The 17,666-nt window shown below is 62.7% G+C and carries 14 protein-coding genes; 8 read left to right on the forward strand and 6 right to left on the reverse strand.

What is annotated here, in order from left to right; translation table 11 throughout:
• Window positions 1–25 precede the first annotated feature (25 nt).
• Together ACFRFQ_RS15705 and ACFRFQ_RS15710 are read left to right on the forward strand one after the other, a co-directional pair.
• Complete coding sequence (locus ACFRFQ_RS15705; RefSeq protein ID WP_378659666.1) at window positions 26–1,021, forward strand: acyl-CoA dehydrogenase family protein; 996 nt, start codon at window positions 26–28, stop codon at window positions 1,019–1,021.
• A 38-nt stretch (window positions 1,022–1,059) separates the two neighbouring features.
• Window positions 1,060–2,163 (forward strand): N-formylglutamate amidohydrolase, encoded by a 1,104-nt coding sequence (locus tag ACFRFQ_RS15710; RefSeq protein ID WP_378659193.1) that lies wholly within the window; start codon window positions 1,060–1,062, stop codon window positions 2,161–2,163.
• Here ACFRFQ_RS15710 and ACFRFQ_RS15715 read toward each other — a convergent pair.
• Entirely contained in the window at window positions 2,160–3,491 is a 1,332-nt protein-coding gene (locus tag ACFRFQ_RS15715) for an anaerobic C4-dicarboxylate transporter (protein WP_378659196.1), read from the reverse strand. The genes ACFRFQ_RS15710 and ACFRFQ_RS15715 overlap by 4 nt on opposite strands.
• A 118-nt stretch (window positions 3,492–3,609) precedes the next feature.
• Between ACFRFQ_RS15715 and ACFRFQ_RS15720 the strand changes: the two genes are divergently transcribed.
• Window positions 3,610–8,130, forward strand: a complete 4,521-nt coding sequence (locus ACFRFQ_RS15720) for an ATP-dependent helicase (RefSeq protein ID WP_378659199.1) — start codon at window positions 3,610–3,612, stop codon at window positions 8,128–8,130.
• A 13-nt stretch (window positions 8,131–8,143) separates the two neighbouring features.
• A complete protein-coding gene (locus ACFRFQ_RS15725; RefSeq protein ID WP_378659202.1) occupies window positions 8,144–8,935 on the forward strand; it encodes a DNA-formamidopyrimidine glycosylase family protein in 792 nt (263 codons plus the stop codon).
• On the opposite strand, the gene ACFRFQ_RS15730 is transcribed toward ACFRFQ_RS15725, so the two are convergent.
• The gene (locus ACFRFQ_RS15730; protein WP_378659204.1) at window positions 8,922–9,491 is read right to left on the reverse strand and encodes a TetR/AcrR family transcriptional regulator; all 570 of its coding nucleotides are present in this window, start codon (window positions 9,489–9,491) and stop codon (window positions 8,922–8,924) included. The two genes, ACFRFQ_RS15725 and ACFRFQ_RS15730, sit on opposite strands and share 14 nt — an antisense overlap.
• A 52-nt stretch (window positions 9,492–9,543) precedes the next feature.
• On the opposite strand from ACFRFQ_RS15730, the gene ACFRFQ_RS15735 reads away from it, so the two are divergent.
• Together ACFRFQ_RS15735 and ACFRFQ_RS15740 are read left to right on the forward strand one after the other, a co-directional pair.
• Window positions 9,544–10,485, forward strand: a complete 942-nt coding sequence (locus ACFRFQ_RS15735; protein ID WP_378659206.1) for an oxygenase MpaB family protein — start codon at window positions 9,544–9,546, stop codon at window positions 10,483–10,485.
• Window positions 10,486–10,502: 17 nt separating this feature from the next.
• Window positions 10,503–11,039, forward strand: coding sequence for a hypothetical protein (locus tag ACFRFQ_RS15740; RefSeq protein ID WP_378659208.1), 537 nt, complete (start codon window positions 10,503–10,505; stop codon window positions 11,037–11,039).
• Here the strand turns inward: ACFRFQ_RS15740 and ACFRFQ_RS15745 are convergent.
• From ACFRFQ_RS15745 to ACFRFQ_RS15755, 3 genes are all read right to left on the reverse strand, one after another.
• The gene (locus ACFRFQ_RS15745; protein WP_378659211.1) at window positions 11,017–11,448 is read right to left on the reverse strand and encodes a hypothetical protein; all 432 of its coding nucleotides are present in this window, start codon (window positions 11,446–11,448) and stop codon (window positions 11,017–11,019) included. The two genes, ACFRFQ_RS15740 and ACFRFQ_RS15745, sit on opposite strands and share 23 nt — an antisense overlap.
• A gap of 282 nt (window positions 11,449–11,730) precedes the next feature.
• Window positions 11,731–11,907: a hypothetical protein gene (locus ACFRFQ_RS15750; RefSeq protein WP_378659214.1), complete on the reverse strand. Its 177-nt coding sequence runs from the start codon at window positions 11,905–11,907 to the stop codon at window positions 11,731–11,733.
• Window positions 11,908–12,103: 196 nt separating this feature from the next.
• Entirely contained in the window at window positions 12,104–13,651 is a 1,548-nt protein-coding gene (locus ACFRFQ_RS15755) for a DUF222 domain-containing protein (RefSeq protein WP_378659217.1), read from the reverse strand.
• Between the two features lie 113 nt (window positions 13,652–13,764).
• Between ACFRFQ_RS15755 and ACFRFQ_RS15760 the strand changes: the two genes are divergently transcribed.
• Window positions 13,765–14,331, forward strand: a complete 567-nt coding sequence (locus ACFRFQ_RS15760; RefSeq protein WP_378659220.1) for a hypothetical protein — start codon at window positions 13,765–13,767, stop codon at window positions 14,329–14,331.
• On the opposite strand, the gene ACFRFQ_RS15765 is transcribed toward ACFRFQ_RS15760, so the two are convergent.
• The gene (locus ACFRFQ_RS15765; protein WP_378659223.1) at window positions 14,332–16,074 is read right to left on the reverse strand and encodes a glycerol-3-phosphate dehydrogenase/oxidase; all 1,743 of its coding nucleotides are present in this window, start codon (window positions 16,072–16,074) and stop codon (window positions 14,332–14,334) included.
• A gap of 89 nt (window positions 16,075–16,163) precedes the next feature.
• On the opposite strand from ACFRFQ_RS15765, the gene glpK reads away from it, so the two are divergent.
• The gene (gene glpK, locus ACFRFQ_RS15770; RefSeq protein ID WP_378659226.1) at window positions 16,164–17,654 is read left to right on the forward strand and encodes a glycerol kinase GlpK; all 1,491 of its coding nucleotides are present in this window, start codon (window positions 16,164–16,166) and stop codon (window positions 17,652–17,654) included.
• The last annotated feature ends 12 nt before the right edge of the window (window positions 17,655–17,666 follow it).

The raw sequence follows: 17,666 nt of genomic DNA on the forward strand, positions 1-17,666 counted from the left end.
CACCGCATACCCTGAAGCAGTGACCATGTGGCCGGAGCTTGCGCGCGAGATCGCCGATACCGTTCTGTTCCCCGTCGCCGACAGCGTCGACGCGGACGGCGAAATTCCCAGCAGTCATTTCGACGCGCTCGCGGCCGACGGGTTCTACGGTCTGGCCGCGCTGGGCGAGGACGGACCGTCGGCGTCCGAACTTGTCGAGGTTGTCGAAACACTGTGCGGCGGTTGCCTCGCAACCGCATTCACCTGGATGCAGCATCACGGCGTCGTCGGCGCCCTGGCATCGACCACCAACACCGCATTGCACGAGCAGTACTGGGACGGACTCGTCAGCGGAGACCTGCAGGGCGGTGTGGCCTACGCCGGCGCCATCCCCCGACCTCCACTGTTGTGGGCGCGTCGCGTCGATCACGGATACGTCCTCGACGGAATAGCCCCCTTCGTCACGGGTTGGGGAATAGTCGATGTTCTTCTCGTGTCCGCCCGGGACGAATTCGACAATTCCATCGTCCACTCGGTTGTCCGGGCAACCGACGCCCCCGGTCTGTCGATCGAAGAACTCCCCCTGATTGCCGCTCGCGGAAGCAACACCGTCCGAATAGCTTTCGACGGTTTTGCCGTCCCCGACACCCTCGTCACCGCAGTTGTCGACGACGAGCAGTTCCAGAACAGCCAACTGCCCGGCCTGTGGTTCAACGGAGCCATGGCGATGGGGGTCGCGCGGCGCGCAATGGCAGAGTTGGCGGATCTCGGAGTCGACGCGGAACCGTTCCACAGCCAAGCCGGCCTGGCGCGTGAACACCTCGACAGTGCTCTGGCAGGCAACGCCGACATGTCTGCCGCTCGCGCCGCGGCCTCCGAGCTCGCAGTCCGGGTAGCCGCGGCTCTGGTCACGGCCACCGGTTCTCGCTCACTGGTGGGTAGCAACACAGCCGAGCGTTTGATGCGTGAAGCCACGTTCACACTGGTAGCCGCCACTCGCCCCGGCATCAAGACAGCACTGGTCGAGCGCCTGAGCGATTAGCCGAGTGCACCCCGCTGCCCTGGATTACGCTCGGTGTCATGAACAGTCTTGCGAACGACGGTGCACCTGTACTCATTCCGGCCGGAACCATATTCACTCCTGACGATCTGACGTTCTACTCCGATCGTGAATCACGCGCACTCGACGAGGCGATCGCGGGCGCCGATCTTCTTGTCAGCTGCCCGCATTCGGGTTCAGCCATCCCGGAAGAGCTCGCCGAGTTTCTGGCACCCGAGTTCACCAGACGCCTGCAGTTCGATTTCACCGACATGTCGACCAGCGCGATCGTGCGTCGGTGGGCCGAGATCGATCCGCGCATCGTGTACGTCGAGAATCCTCATCCGCGCATGATCCGCGACCCCAATCGCGCGAAACCGGAAAATCTGGAAGCCTCACTGCGCGAAGCATTTGCACGTGTTCATGAGGCTGGAGCGGGTAAGAAGGTCGACCTCACAGGTGTCGACGCCGTCCGCCCCGTCACGTTCTCCTTCTACCCGTTGCTGCTGGAACCGACCGACGACGCAGGATGGAAGCGTCTGGCCGACACGTTCACCGAGACAGCCGAACACGGTTTGGGAGTCTACGAGACAACTCGTGACGCTCTGATCGAATCCATGACGGAGAAGAGTTTCGAGCTGGGTCGATCCTTCGCAACATTGTCATTCCACGACACGATGAACCACACCACCCGGCGAGACGGTGCCGTCAATGTGCTTCGCCCCGAGGAGGATCGGCTCCCTGACGTTGTGGCACTGTCCAATCGCGGTGATCACGACGGCAATCGACGCGGCGACAATCCCGTGACAATGGACCCCGAACTCATTCGATCTCTCGCGGCCGCACATCGCAAGGGATTTCACGTCGACGATCCGGGCGCCGTCGCGCTCAATCAGCCGTATCTCGGCAGCTTCGAGATCATCGCAGCGGGTGCGCGATTCGCCGAGCAGTCAGCACGTGCGGATGCTGCCGGCATCACACTCAGCGCCGTGCAGGCAGAGTTCAAACGCGAGTTCCTGCTCGGCGATGCCCTCGCCGCACACATCATGGAACCGGGCGTCGACTGGCCGAGCTCCGATCCGGAGCGGGTGGACCAGCTCGCCCACGCGTGCAAGGCGAGCTGGGACCACTACCGCGACAGCTAGCCGAGCACCACTCCGAAGATCGCGCCGGCGATAATCGTGGTCACGGCCAGGATTATCGTCGGCAGGAAGAACGAATGGTCAACGAGCTTGGTACCGAGCTTCGTGCTGCCGGAGAGGTCGAAGTTCGCTGCCGCGATCTGCGAACCGTTTGTGGGCAGCAGATAGATACCGGCAAACGCTCCGGCCCACATACCGGTCAGCAGGCCAGGAGCAATACCGGCCGCGAGTCCGATCGGCACGATGGTCCTGGTAGCGGTCGACTGGCTGGTGGTGAGCACACACACCAGGAAGACACCGAGCGCGAAGATCCACGGTGCGGCGCTGACCAAGTCGCCAACGGTACTGGTGATCAGCTCCAAGTGAGCGCTGATGAATGTATCGGTGAGCCACGCGAGACCGAACAGTGCAATCGCCGAGACCATACCGGCGCGGAACACCGTCGATGTCGGAACGTCGGCAACATTGGGCCTGCACACGAGCAGGATGAGGGTTCCGACCAGGAACATCAGCATCTCGATGATCGGGGTCATTCCCAGCGGAGAGCCGTCGGCGGCCTCGGGTCGAATTTCCTTGAAGAGTCCGAAGATCACGATCGCCAGAACACCCGCGAGGAAGATCAGTGCGGCGTTGCGACCGGTCTTCGTCGAGACCAGTTCCGTGGTGGTCGCAGCGCCGGGGCCGGCCAGTTCGCCGGACTTCAGCTTTGCCTGCACCTCAGGATCGTCGGCCAATTCCTTACCGAGACGGTTCACCGCGAACGACGAGACGATGATGCCGATCACCGCTGCCGGAAAGGTGATCTTGATGATGTCGATGAGCTCGAAATCGTAGGGCGACACGTCCGTCAACGTCACCATCGCCGCCATAGCCGCTGATACCGGGCTACATGCCAGCGCAACACCGGTCGAGACCACGGACAGTGACAGTGGCCGCGAAGGACGCACCCCGTTCTTGTACGACACGTCGTAGATCACGGGCAGCAGCGGATACAGAATGTTGGACGTTCCGGCGCCGACCGAGAACAGAAACGACACCAATGGTGCGATCAAGGTGATCTGTTTGGGCCTGGATTCGATCAGTTTGGCCGCGATGGTGACCATCCAGTCGATACCGCCCGCTGCCTGCATCATCGACGACGCAAGAACGACGGACAGCACGATCAGAAGGGCGTCGACCGGCGGCGCACCCACGTCCTCTCCGAACACGAACACAAGGACGGCGACGCCCGCACCGCCCCACAGGCCGAGTGCAACACCACTCGATCGAGTGCCCATGACGATTGCACCGAGCACCACTATGAGCTCGAGAACAATAATTACAGCTTCCATCTGGCACTCGCCTTCTCGAAAAACAGCCACATCGTCCCGATTACAGAAAAAATATAGTCCCGCTGAGGTCTTCGGCAGGTTTGAACACGCTGTCGGTAGGCAGGTGCACTATGGATACGTGACCGACGTCCTCGAAAAGTTCTCGCCCGCGACACGAGAATGGTTCGACGGTGCCTTCAGCACCCCCACACCGGCTCAACTCGGCGCGTGGGAATCCATAGCAAGCGGCGCGCACACCCTTGTCGTGGCGCCTACCGGATCCGGTAAGACGCTGTCCGCTTTTCTGTGGGCACTCGACCAGTTGGCTGCGCAGGACGACAGTCACCGCACCACGAAGGTCCTGTACATCTCACCGCTCAAGGCACTCGGCGTGGATGTCGAACGCAATCTCCGTGCGCCGCTTGTCGGCATCACTCAAACCGCCAAACGCCTCGGTCTCACGCCGCCCGAGATCACCGTCGGCGTCCGTTCCGGTGACACCTCCCCCGCCGATCGACGCTCGTTGATCAAACGGCCGCCGGACATCCTCATCACTACGCCCGAATCGCTGTTCCTGATGCTCACCTCCGCGGCCCGCGAGACGCTGGCCGGCGTCGACACCGTCATCGTCGACGAGGTTCACGCCGTAGCCGGAACCAAACGCGGCTCGCATCTCGCCCTCTCGCTGGAGCGTCTCGACGCACTACTCGGGTCCCCTGCTCAGCGCATCGGTTTGTCCGCCACCGTCCGCCCCCACGAAGAAGTAGGACGATTCCTCTCCGGGTCCGCGCCCATCAGGATCGTCGCGCCGCCGGCGGCCAAGACCTTCGACCTCACCGTCCGCGTTCCCGTCGAGGACATGACGGAACTGGGCATCGCAACACCGGCCGACGGTTCCGAATCCCCGACGCCCCAAGCAGGTTCTATCTGGCCACACGTCGAGGAGCAGATAGTCGATCTTGTCCTCGAACACCGCTCGTCCATCGTATTTGCCAACTCCCGGCGGCTCGCCGAGCGGTTGACGGCTCGGCTCAACGAAATTCACGCCGAGCGAACCGGTGTTACGGTCGACAAAATGCCGAAGCCGCCGTCACAGATCGGCACTCCCACCGAAGTCAATTTCGGTGCCGAACCGCTGCTTGCACGCGCCCACCACGGCTCGGTCAGCAAAGACCAGCGCGCCATCATCGAAGACGACCTCAAGTCCGGGCGATTGCGGTGCGTCGTCGCGACCAGCAGCCTCGAACTCGGAATCGACATGGGCGCAGTCGATCTGGTTATCCAGGTCGAGGCGCCGCCGTCGGTTGCGAGCGGACTCCAGCGCGTCGGCCGGGCCGGGCATCAGGTCGGCGAAATATCCCGCGGTGTCGTGTTTCCGAAACATCGAACCGATCTCATTCACTGCGCCGTCACCGTCGAGCGCATGGTCGAAGGCAAGATCGAAGCCCTGGCTGTTCCGGCCAATCCGCTCGATATCCTGGCACAGCAGACAGTGGCGGCCACCGCACTCGAACCCATCGACGTCGACGACTGGTTCGACACCGTCCGCCGAAGTGGTTCGTTTGCAACACTTCCCCGCTCCGCATACGAATCCACCCTCGATCTGCTGGCCGGCCGGTACCCCTCGGACGAGTTCGCCGAACTGCGTCCACGCCTGGTCTGGGATCGCGAAGCCAACACACTCACCGGACGTCCCGGGGCTCAGCGTCTGGCCGTCACCTCCGGCGGCGCCATTCCCGACCGCGGCCTCTTCACCGTGTACATGGTGGGTGAGCGTGCTTCGAGAGTCGGCGAACTCGACGAGGAAATGGTCTACGAATCCCGCGTCGGCGACGTGTTCGCCCTGGGCGCGACCAGTTGGCGCATCGAGGAAATCACGTTCGATCGTGTTCTGGTCAGCCCCGCTTACGGACAGCCGGGGCGCCTCCCCTTCTGGCACGGCGACGGTCTCGGACGGCCGGCAGAACTCGGCCAGGCCCTCGGTCAGTTCGTCCGCGAGACCGCGCTCGGCAACGAGGCCGACGTGATCGAACGCTGCCGAATCGGCGGCCTTGATCACAACGCAACCACCAACCTCATCCAACTGGTGGGCGAGCAAAAGAACGCGACCGGGCAGGTACCGTCGGATCGCACATTGGTGGTCGAGCGGTTCCGCGACGAACTCGGTGATTGGCGCCTCGTCCTGCACTCCCCGTACGGCCAGCGGGTGCACGCTCCGTGGGCGCTTGCCATCGGTGCACGGCTGCAGGAACGATACGGCGTGGATTCCAGCCCCACCGCCTCCGACGACGGCATCATCATCCGTCTCCCGGACACCGAGAACGATCCACCCGGCGCCGAACTCTTTGCATTCGACGTCGAGGACATCGAAGACCTGGTCACCCAGGAAGTCGGCGGGTCCGCACTGTTTGCCTCACGGTTCCGTGAATGTGCCGCTCGCGCACTGCTTCTGCCCCGCCGAAATCCCGGCAAGCGCGCACCGCTGTGGCAGCAGCGTCAACGCAGCGCCCAACTCCTCGACGTGGCTCGCAAGTTTCCGACGTTTCCGATCCTGCTCGAGACTGTGCGCGAATGCCTCCAGGACGTCTACGACCTTCCGGCGCTCATGGAACTTCTCGGCAAGATCGCCAAACGTCAGATCCGCATCGTCGATGTCGAGACGGCGTCACCGTCACCGTTCGCCAGTGCGCTGCTGTTCAGCTACGTCGGCGCGTTCATGTACGAAGGCGACAGTCCGCTCGCCGAAAGACGCGCAGCGGCACTTTCTCTCGACTCCACACTGCTCGCCGAACTGTTGGGCCGCGTCGAATTGCGGGAGCTGCTCGACGGCAGTGTCATCGAGCAAGCCGAGCGTGAGCTGCAACGGCTGGTGCCGGAGCGCAAGGCAAAAGACCTCGAAGGTGTTGCTGATCTACTGCGCATGCTCGGCCCACTCACGACGGAGGAGGTAGCGGCGCGTTCCCTCGAAGACCCACACGCGTGGCTCGAAACGCTGGTGTCGGACAAACGCGCCCTTCATGTTTCGTTTGCCGGGCAACAGTGGTGGACGGCCATCGAAGACTCCGCCCGCTTGCGTGACGGCCTCGGAGTACCCCTACCCATCGGCGTGCCCGCCGCCTTCATCGAACCCGTCGATCAGCCGCTCGAGGACCTGTTGAGCCGCTACGCGCGCACGCACGGACCTTTCACGCTCGCCGACGCGGCCGCCAGATTCGGTATCGGCGTTTCGGTAGCGCGCGACGTTCTCGGCCGTCTGGCCTTGGAGAAGCGAGTACTCGAGGGTGAATTCCGGCCAGGATCAGCGGGGAGCGAATGGTGTGACGCCGAGGTTCTCCGGCGATTGCGTCGACGCTCACTCGCTGCTGCCCGCGCGGATGTGGAACCGGTCAGCACCGCCACGTTGGGCCGCTTCCTCCCCCGCTGGCAGCACGTCGGTGGCACTCTCCGCGGTATCGACGGTGTTGCGACTGTCGTGGATCAGCTTGCCGGAGTTCCCATTCCGGCGTCGGCGCTCGAATCGCTGATTCTGCCGAGTCGAATCCCCGACTACTCACCGGCCATGCTCGACGAACTGACTTCGACGGGCGAAGTCCTGTGGTCGGGGTCCGGAGCCATCTCGGCCAAGGATGGGTGGGTTGTCCTGCACCCGGCGGATCTTGCCCCGGCTACCCTCAATCCACCTGCCGACACCGATGTCTCGGACTTGCAGCGGCAAGTCCTCGACGTCCTGATCGCTGGTGGCGCCTATTTCTTCCGTCAATTGGCCGACGCGCTGGACAACCCGGAAGACGGTGCGCTCACGACCGCGCTGTGGGAATTGGTGTGGCTCGGACACATCGGCAACGACACTCTGGCTCCCCTTCGGGCCCTACTGTCCGACACCACTCGAACCACAACCAGCCACCGCGCGCCGAGGCGTGTTCCCCGGGCCCGTCCGTATCGAGGAATGATGCGTCCGGCAGTGCCTGCGCGCACCGGACCGGCCACCGCAGCCGGACGCTGGTTCCTGCTGCCGGCGGCCGAACCCGATCCGACGGTACGGGCACACGCGACTGCGGACCTCCTGCTCGAACGCTACGGAGTTGTCACGCGCGGCAGCGTGGTCAGCGAGAACGTCCCCGGCGGATTTGCGTTGATCTACAAGGTACTCAGCACTTTCGAGGACAACGGCCGGGCCAGGCGCGGCTACTTCGTCGACACTTTGGGGGGTGCGCAGTTCTCCACACCGGCCGTCGTGGATCGCCTGCGCACGTTCGGGGAATCGATCGAGGGTCGCCATACCTCTTCTGCCACACTCACTCTTGCTGCGTGCGACCCCGCCAATCCGTACGGCGCGGCTCTCCCCTGGCCGGCATCGAACGCCGAAGAATCACCTGGTCACAGACCAGGCCGCAAAGCTGGCGCGCTGGTCGTTCTTGTCGAAGGCGAGCTGGTGCTCTATGTCGAACGCGGCGGTCGAACCATCCTCACGTTCACCGACGACCCCGGTGTACTCCGCACGGCAGCAACGTCTCTGGCCCAGATCGTGAAGAACAGGTCCGTCGAGAAGATCGTCGTCGAGAAGGTGAACGGTGAAACCATCCACGGCAACAATTTTGCGCCGGTGTTGGTCGAAGCCGGGTTTGCCGCCACCCCACGCGGTTTCAGGCTGAGATCGTGAAGGATGCCTGCTGATGCCCGAAGGCGATACCGTCTGGCAGACGGCCAATGCGCTTCGCGCAGCCCTCGACGGAAAGGTGCTCACCACCTGCGACGTGCGTGTCCCGCGGTACGCCACCGTCGACCTGACCGGTGCACGTGTCGACTCCGTTGTCAGTCGCGGAAAGCACTTGTTGATCCGGATCGGCGACGCCTCCGTCCACACCCACCTGAAGATGGAAGGCTCCTGGCAGATCTACGCACCAGGTGAGCGGTGGCATCGCCCCGCCCATCAGGCGCGCATCATTCTGGCGACCGAAGATGCTGTTGCCGTGGGTTTTTCGCTCGGCATCACAGAAGTCCTCGAACGCGACCAGGAAGGATCCGTCGTCGGACATCTTGGTCCGGATCTCCTAGGGCCGGACTGGGACAGTGCTGTTGCCGAGGAAAATCTGCGCGCCGCGGGCTCCGAACCGATCGGAGTTGCGCTCCTCGACCAACGGGTCATTGCCGGCCTCGGCAACGTGTATCGCAATGAAATCTGTTTTCTCCGCGGGCTTCATCCCCGAACTCCGACGGACCTGGTCACAGATATCGGGGCGGTGGTCGACCTGTCGTACCGCATTATCGGTGCCAACAGGTCACGTCGCGTTCGGGTAACCACCGGCGATACCCGCCCGGGGCGACAAACGTGGGTGTACGGCCGCCGCGGGAAACCGTGTCGGCGTTGCGGAACCCGAATCCGCGAAGAACTGCTCGGACCCGACCAGCTCACCGAACGACAGATATTCTTCTGCCCCTCCTGCCAACCGATTACGCGCGATTAGCTTTTGTCAGCAGGCGGACGCAGTGCGCGACAAAACGATCACGACTCACGTCGATTGTGTCGTCGAGGTATCCGATGAACAGGGTGAACAGCGCACCCACCAACCCCACAGCAGTCAGCTGCTTCTCCACCGGATCACTGATTTCGGAGAGCTGTGCGTACACAAGGTCCACGAAGGCCGGCATCGATTCGATTCCGCGGCCGCCGAGAACCGGTTCGGAGAGCGGCGCGATCAACAGCACTCGCCCCATCGCGGGATCGTCGACCATCAACTTCACGAACGTATCAACCGCTGCGGTGGCAATCGCTTCGGAACCGGTTTCCGTGGCCACTGCTGCCGCCAGTGCAGTTTGGGCACGCTCCGCCACGAACGAGTGAACCGACACCACGTACTGGTCGCGGTCGGTGAAGCTCTCGTAGAAATACCGTTCCGTCAGTCCGGCGGCCTTGCAGACTGCTCGCACGTTGACAGCCGGACCGTCCACTGCCCCGAGTAGCGTCACGCCCACATCGAACAGCGATGCTCTTCGCGCTGCACGCCGTTCCTCGATACCCACTACCCAGCTCCGATTCCTTGACTACTGATGTTGTCGATCCTAATCTGACAACATGCGTAGTCAAAGTGGTGACGTGCCGAGACCGACACCGCTCGGGCCCGATTCTTTGACCTGGAAGTATTTCGGCGATTGGCGCGGCATGCTGCAGGGCGTGTGGGCGGGTTCGATGCAGAACATGCATCCAGGACTCGGGGCCGGCGTCGAGGAGCATTCGCAGTTCTTCGACGAGCGCTGGGAACGCCTGTACCGATCGCTCTACCCCATCGCCGGAGTTGTCTTCGACGGCGACAGAGCCCAGGAAACCGCAGAACAGGTACGCGGCTACCACACCACGATCAAGGGCGTCGACAAGCTGGGGCGCCGCTACCACGCCCTTGACCCGGATACCTTCTACTGGGCACACGCAACCTTCTTCATGGGCACAATCGTGACGGCGGAGAACTTCTCCGGCGGCCTCACCGAAGCACAGAAACAGCAACTGTTCACCGAACACATCCAGTGGTACCGCCTCTACGGCATGAGCATGCGCCCCGTTCCCGAAACCTGGGAGGCGTTCCAAGAGTACTGGGATCACATGTGCCGCAACGTTCTCGAAGACAACAAGGCCACGCGTGACGTGCTCGACCTCTCCGGCCTGGGTAAGCCGCCCTTCATGACGTGGCTACCCGAGCCGATCTGGCGTCTCGCACGCATCCCCGTCGCGCGAGGCTTTGTGTGGTTGACCGTCGGCATGTACGACCAAGCAATTCGCGATCTTCTCGGATACTCGTGGAACGAGCGCGACGCGCGGATTCACACGGTCGTTGGCAAGGCCGTCAACGTGGTCTTCCACCTTGTCCCGTGGCGCTACCGCTATCAACCACGCGCTCGCGCGGGCTGGGACCGAGCCACGGGCCGGACTGCTCCCGATGCCCCACTCGTTCACACACCGGCCCGAAATCTGCCTCCCACAACGCGCCGAGACAGTCCGACGCACTACAGTCCAAATGCCTGATCTGCCATAATCAAGCGATGCCGCGGAGCCTACGTACCCTGCTCAATCGTCCGATTACCACCCGCGGTCGCCACCTCGGGCAAGAACGCATCGCTGCCCGGACCACGGCCTACGTGTACGGCAATATCCTGGCTCTGGCCGCTCTGATTCCGGTCACCCAATCACAGGAATCGCTCGGCGTTGCCATCGTCATCGGAACGGCCCTGTCGACATATATCGCGCATACCTTCGCCGAGGGGGTGGGTGAAAGCATTCGCAACGATCGAGAACTCACTACCACGGAAAGAATCGAAGCTCTCCGTGATTCTGTTCCCATCCTGACGTCGGCAGTGGTTCCCATCGTCATTCTGGCAACCGCCTGGTTCGATTTTCTCGAGCCTCGGACCGCGCAATTGATTGCGGAATTCCTGTTGGTTTTGCGCATCGGATCGACCAGCTACATCATCAGCCACCTTCGCGGCGAAAAAGTAAGCACAACAACCCATGTCACAGCATTCGCTCTCGCCGCAGTTGCGACGGTGATCGTGGCCCTCAAGATCGTGCTGACTCACTAACTGTGGGTTCTGTTCTCACCCACTGCAGCGCCGCGACAAAGCAGGCCGCCAGCGCGATCGGAATGAAAAAGCCATAGGCAACCAAGTGCGGTCGGGATGCAAAGAAAGCACCGAAAGCTCCGAACACCAGAAGTACGGCGACGGTAACCGCAACCCAGCGACGAGGTACGACGGCCGGGATTATGCACACCAGAGCCGGCACTGCCAACCACACAAGAATCGACCAGCCCAGATAGCCGACGATCGATTCGCTGCACTGCGCCCAATTCGTAACGCCGCCGCTGGGGAAGATCCCAATTTCGCAAGACGTGATCTGGTACATCGGATTCGAGGCGGCAAAGTACCCGACCGCGGCAGCCGCTAGCGCAATCACACCCCATGCCGATCGGAAGAATTTCGTTGCGCTCATCCGGCAAAAGTTACCGTGTCCCCTGATCCGATATACATAACGCAGACAATTCACCCCTCATGACTGATCCGGAGAACCTGCCGATATGAACGCCCCACAACCGCCATATCCGTGGGATTCCCAACCACAGCGAAATTCTCAGCCAGAGCCACCCCAAACACCGGCGTGGGTGTGGGTGCTTCTCGGTGCCGGGATAGCTGCGATCGTTGTGGTTGTGGGGCTTGTCTGGGTGCGGCCGATGCTGTTCGACACAGACACGAATCAATCCGCGCGATCCTCGACTCAGCTCAGCACAACACCGTCCACCACAACATCTTCACCTGCCGCAACGTCGGCAGCTCCTCGAACCACCACTTCCGCGCCAACGTCCGGTACAGCCGTCCCGGCAAACGCAACTCGCTGCGGACCCGTGTTCTCGAACAACGAATTGCCGAACTCCGCGACCGGGAGCAACGCCACATCATGCGAGTTCGCCGAAGAAGTGCGGTATCAGTACGTCAGTCAGGGCAAACGAAATACAACAGTGTCGATCAGCGCTGTCAGCCCGGTCACCAATACCCGCTATTCGATGAGTTGCACCGGAAAGAAGGTTGTCACCTGCACTGGCGGTAACAACGCAATTGTTTATCTGTATTGATATTCGTCGAACTCGGCTTCAAAATGGCGGAGGGTCGTCGCCGTAGTCGACGGGTTTGTCGGGCGCGCGCTTTACCGGTGTCGAGATCGGAAAAGTCTGCCGGCGTTTCCGATCCGACCGTTTCGCTGTGCGGCGTCGGATCTTTTCCTGCTGATGTTTGCGTTCGGCGCGGATGCGGGCAGCTTTGTTCTCCAGTCGAGTTCGCCGCCGGGTGCCGCCGTCCGGTGGCGGCGGTTCCTGTTGTCCGGCGAGCAGCCCGGCAGTTCGGGTTCGGTAGCGATGCCCGGTCTGTGAGGTCAGGGTGATGCTGCGGTCCGAATTCGGGTCGAGCTGCCAGGATCCGGAATGCTTGAGGCGGTGATGGTTCCGGCAGAACGCACTCAGATTCGACGCCACCGTCAGCCCACCGTTCGCGGGATCGGTGTGGTTGAACGGGTTGTTGTGGTCGAGGTCGCAGTTCCAGGCCGGGACATCGCAGTGCGGCCACTGGCAACTGCCCGCGAGGACGCGTAACCAGGTGTCGAGTGCGGCGCCGGGACGGTAGACCAGCGCCGACGCCGACGCCGACGCCGGCACAGGCTCTGGGGGTACGGGGTCTGTCGGTACCCACACTTCCCGCACGGTGGCGTCTTTCGCGATGTCACGGGCATGGTCGGCGCTGATCACGCCGTAGCCGTCGAGGTGGGCGGGCTCGTTCGCGTCCGGGGTTTCGCCGCCGGTGAAGGTGGTTTCGTACATCACCACATGCACCAACGGCCGGCGCACAACGATCAGACCGGTACGGTCCTGCGGACAATCATCCCGGCCACAATCACACACCAACACCGTCGACCCACCCACCAGCACGCCCAACGCGTCAGCCCGGCGCTGCTCGTAGGTGCGGGAATCATGTCGGCAGACCGACATCGCCAATTCCCGCAACCGTCCGTCGAACGCCCGAGCCTGCTCGGCCGGAATACTGCCCAGGATGCGGGCCATCCCGTCCTCGGCGGCACTGACGCCGACAAACCTGTCGGCGAGGGCTCGGCGTCGGCGTTCCCGCAGTCCTTCCGGATCGACGCGGGCGACGATCCGGTCGATCGCCGCCGTCAACCGCCGCCCAGTCAACCCGGTCCCGCCGTCCACGGCAGGTGCCAACGCTTGCTCGAGGAGTAACCGTTCAACCTCGTCGATCAACTCGTCGGAGACATTCGCGGTCGCTGATTCGATCAACGACACCCGGTAGAAGTCGAGTTCCCCGCGCGCCATCGCCGCCCTTGTCCGATGCAACCGCGTCTTGAGTGCAAAACCCAACCCGATGAGCTTCCCCGCCGCGGCGCGCCCCATCGTGAGCACCGCGCCGACCTCGGATTCGGCGAGCTCGTGCGCCGACGACGACCAGGCTCCGCCCTCGACATGCTCGGCGCTACGACGGGTGAAGAACTCCGCCACCACCGCCAGCTTCCGCTCGACCAGCATCGCCTCACACGCATGCAGTTCGGCCATCAAATCGATTAGGGCACAATCGGTTTCGGTACCACTCAGCTGCGCCGAGCGACCGAAAATCCCCACCCCCGGATCGAACATTCCCCAACTCTATTCGAAACTATGTTCGGAGACAACAGTCACAATCAAACCAGTCGGATATGTCGGGATATTCGCATGGTCGCGGCCAGATAGTTATTCGTATGCTGATAGCCGTGAGCGATATTACGGTTTTTCTTGCAGCTGCCGAGCGGGGGCTCCCGCTCGATGTAGACGATATGCCGGCCACCTTGGTGCAGGTAGGAATTCTCTTGCCGATCGATTGGTCAGGTGAGGGTTCGGCGGGGCACATTTCACAGTTCGTGGTGCGCCGAGTAGGAGCCTTCGGAAAGGGCCACGCCGTTGTCGCCGCCGTTGAGTCGGCAGCGAGAGATGCGGCCAGTTCCGACTTCGCGCGGGGTGAACACGTGCCGGGGATTCTGCGCGCTGTGGATGATGCCCTGGCCGCTGCAGGGTTGGCGCTCGGCGAACTACGATCCGGGGACGATACGTACCGCATCGGGGTCATGCGCCGCACAAAGGCGTCGAGCCGGGCATGGGGACTGGATCGCCCTTCGCCCGAGTTGCTCTACACCATCGACTGTCCGTGCGGCGGAATGAACGTGTGGCAGCTACCGAAAACGGAATCGAAGCCCGACGAAGGCGATTGCGACTCGTGCGGGCGCACCCTGTTCGACTCAGCCGGTACCCCGATCGCGCCGATGACTGTCGAGCCCGCCTGACTACACCCGGTCTTGTACCTCCACGACCGGCTCGAGGATTTCCACGCGCGATTCCGGTGCCGCTGCCCGCAGTGCATCCGCTGCTTCATCGTCGGGCTGAGCCTGTGATTCCACTTCGGCCTTGACCCGGGCGCGGTAGGTGTCAACCTCACGATCGACAGCTTCAGCGTCCCAACCCAATACCGGGGCAACAAGTTCCGCCACTTGCTGGGCACAGTTGACGCCGCGGTGCGGGTATTCGATCGCAATGCGCGTGCGGCGCGCCAAGATGTCGTCGAGGTGGAGGGCCCCTTCCGCCGCCGCGGCATACACTGCCTCGACCTGAAGGTAATCGGGCGCATCAGTGATGGGCTGCAACAACTCCGGCGTAGTACGACCCAAATCCAACACTTCGGTGATCAACGAACCATACCGGTCGAGGAGATGCTTGACGCGATACGGATGCAGGCCATACGTCTCCCCCAACTGCATTGTCTGGTTGACCAACGCAAAGTATCCGTCGGCACCCACGAGCGGCACCTTCTCGGTGATCGACGACGCGACTCGCGCCGGAATGTCTTCGGATGCAACGTCAACCGCATCCTCGGCCATGACGCGGTACGTCGTGTACTTTCCGCCCGCGATGGCAACAAGGCCGGGAGCAACCCGCGCAACGGCATGCTCACGGGACAGCTTCGACGTCTCGTCACTCTCGCCGGCAAGCAGCGGACGAAGGCCGGCATACACTCCGTCGATGTCGGCATGAGTCAATGGCGTCACGAGCACCGAATTGACATGCCCGAGAATGTAATCGATATCGGCTTTGGTCGCAGCGGGGTGCGCGAGGTCGAGATTCCAATCGGTATCCGTCGTTCCGATGATCCAGTGGTTGCCCCACGGAATCACGAACAGCACCGATTTTTCGGTGCGCAGGATGATCGCCGCTTCACTGACGATGCGGTCACGCGGAACAACGATGTGGACGCCCTTCGACGCCCGAACCCGGAACCGACCACGCTGACGCGACAGCGCCTGGATCTCATCGGTCCACACGCCCGTCGCATTGATGACGACGTGCCCCTTGACCTCAGCGGTCCGTCCGTCTTCGCAGTCACGAACACGCACACCCGACACCCGATCTGCTTCGCGTAGGAAGCCGACAACCTGCGTCGACGTCCGCACGACAGCGCCGTAATGCGCCGCCGTCCGCGCAACGGTCATGGTGTGACGGGCGTCGTCGACCACGGTGTCGTAATACTGGATTCCGCCGGTCAGCGAGCTGCGCTTGAGACTCGGCGACATGCGCAACGCCCCGGCCCGCGTGAGGTGCTTCTGCGAGGGCACTGATTTGGCCCCACCCATCCGGTCGTACAGGAAGATTCCGGCGGCCATGTACGGGCGTTCCCAGACGCGGTGAGCCAGCGGGAACAAGAATTTGAGGGGTTTGACCAGGTGCGGTGCCAGCGTCGTCAGCGAGAGCTCACGTTCGCGCAATGCCTCACGGACCAGCCCGAATTCGAGTTGCTCGAGATAGCGCAAACCGCCGTGGAACATCTTCGACGATCGAGAAGACGTACCCGACGCGTAGTCACGAGCCTCGACCAGCGCGACTTTGAGTCCACGCGTCGCCGCGTCGAGCGCTGTGCCGACACCGACAACACCGCCGCCGACGACGATAACGTCGAACTGCTCGCTCTGAAGCTGCTCCCAGGCAGCTTCTCGCTGCTGTGGGCCGAGAAACTGCACACCCTGCTGCTTACTCAACCCGTATCTCCTGTAAGTCGACGCCGAATTCGCATCCAGGCTAGTAGCTTCATGCTCAGACTGCGACAGCGCACGAACCAAGGAGACATGTGAACCAGTACATCGCCGCCATCGACCAAGGCACTACGTCGAGCCGATGCATGATCTTCGATCACGACGGCGCTGTTGTCAGCGTTGCCCAGAAGGAACACGAACAGATCTTTCCGCAAGCCGGTTGGGTCGAACACGACCCGGTGGCGCTGTGGATCAACACTCGTGAAGTAGTGGCGGGCGCACTCGCCAAAGCCGACATCACCCGCGCCGACATCGCGGCCGTCGGAATCACGAATCAACGTGAGACGACGGTGGTCTGGGAGCGAAAGACCGGAAAACCCGTCTACAACGCCATCGTCTGGCAGGACACGCGCACCGATCAGCTGTGCCAGGAACTCGGCGGAGATACCGGGCCGGAGAAGTACCGCACCCAGACCGGACTGCCGCTGTCGACGTATTTCTCGGGCCCGAAAATCCGATGGATTCTCGACAACGTCGACGGGGCGCGCGCCAAGGCCGAAGCCGGCGAATTGTGCTTCGGCACCATCGACACATGGATTCTGTGGCACCTCACCGAGGGGCAACACGTGACAGATGTCACCAATGCGTCACGCACCATGCTGATGAATTTGGAGACTTTGCAGTGGGACGAGTCCATCTGCGCGGACTTCGGGATCCCGATGTCGATGCTGCCCGAAATCCGCAGTTCTTCCGAGATCTACGGCAAAGGTCGTCCGCGGGGCAACCTGGCCGGCGTTCCTGTCGCAGGCATTCTCGGAGACCAGCAGGCAGCCACCTTCGGTCAGGCCTGCCTGTCGGTGGGTGAAGCAAAAAACACCTACGGCACCGGCAACTTCCTTCTCCTCAACACCGGTACCACTCCGGTCCACAGCAAGCACGGCCTCCTGACCACGCTCTGCTACAAACTGGGCGACGCCCCGGCCGTCTATGCACTGGAAGGTTCTGTCGCCGTATCCGGCTCCCTGGTCCAGTGGCTCCGCGACAACCTCGGGATCATTCAGAAAGCCAAGGACGTCGAAGCACTCGCCGCCACCGTCGACGACAACGGCGGCGCCTACATCGTCCCCGCCTTCTCCGGTCTCTTCGCCCCGCGCTGGCGTCCCGACGCCCGGGGAGTCATCGTCGGCCTCACCCGCTTCGTGAACAAAGGCCACTTGGCCCGGGCAGCACTCGAAGCCACCGCGTATCAAACCCGCGAGGTCATCGACGCCATGCGCGCCGATTCCGGCGTCGAACTCTCCGCCCTGAAGGTGGACGGAGGCATGGTTGTCAACGAGACCCTGATGCAATTCCAGTCCGACATCCTCGGAGTGCCGGTCATCCGTCCCGTTGTCAACGAGACGACAGCCCTGGGCGCTGCCTACGCTGCCGGTTTGGCCGTCGGCTACTGGTCGGATACCGACGACATCCGCCGCAACTGGGCGGTTGGCAAGACGTGGGAGCCCGACATGGAGGAGTCTGAGCGCGCCCGCCTGTACGCAGAATGGAACAAGGCCGTCGAGCGGACGTACAACTGGTCCGATTAGTCAGTTTCAACG

The sequence above is a fragment of the Rhodococcus sp. NPDC056743 genome, assembly GCF_042790355.1.
In the GTDB taxonomy this organism is placed as follows: Bacteria; Actinomycetota; Actinomycetes; order Mycobacteriales; family Mycobacteriaceae; genus Rhodococcus_F.

Bases quoted from the DNA above. Each gene is read 5' to 3' on its own strand.
- ACFRFQ_RS15705 (WP_378659666.1), top strand. From the start codon at position 26: ATGTGGCCGGAGCTTGCGCGCGAGATCGCCGATACCGTTCTGTTCCCC.
- ACFRFQ_RS15710 (WP_378659193.1), top strand. From the start codon at position 1,060: ATGAACAGTCTTGCGAACGACGGTGCACCTGTACTCATTCCGGCCGGA.
- ACFRFQ_RS15715 (WP_378659196.1), bottom strand. From the start codon at position 3,491: ATGGAAGCTGTAATTATTGTTCTCGAGCTCATAGTGGTGCTCGGTGCA.
- ACFRFQ_RS15725 (WP_378659202.1), top strand. From the start codon at position 8,144: ATGCCCGAAGGCGATACCGTCTGGCAGACGGCCAATGCGCTTCGCGCA.
- ACFRFQ_RS15735 (WP_378659206.1), top strand. From the start codon at position 9,544: ATGCGTAGTCAAAGTGGTGACGTGCCGAGACCGACACCGCTCGGGCCC.
- ACFRFQ_RS15740 (WP_378659208.1), top strand. From the start codon at position 10,503: ATGCCGCGGAGCCTACGTACCCTGCTCAATCGTCCGATTACCACCCGC.
- ACFRFQ_RS15745 (WP_378659211.1), bottom strand. From the start codon at position 11,448: ATGAGCGCAACGAAATTCTTCCGATCGGCATGGGGTGTGATTGCGCTA.
- ACFRFQ_RS15755 (WP_378659217.1), bottom strand. From the start codon at position 13,651: ATGTTCGATCCGGGGGTGGGGATTTTCGGTCGCTCGGCGCAGCTGAGT.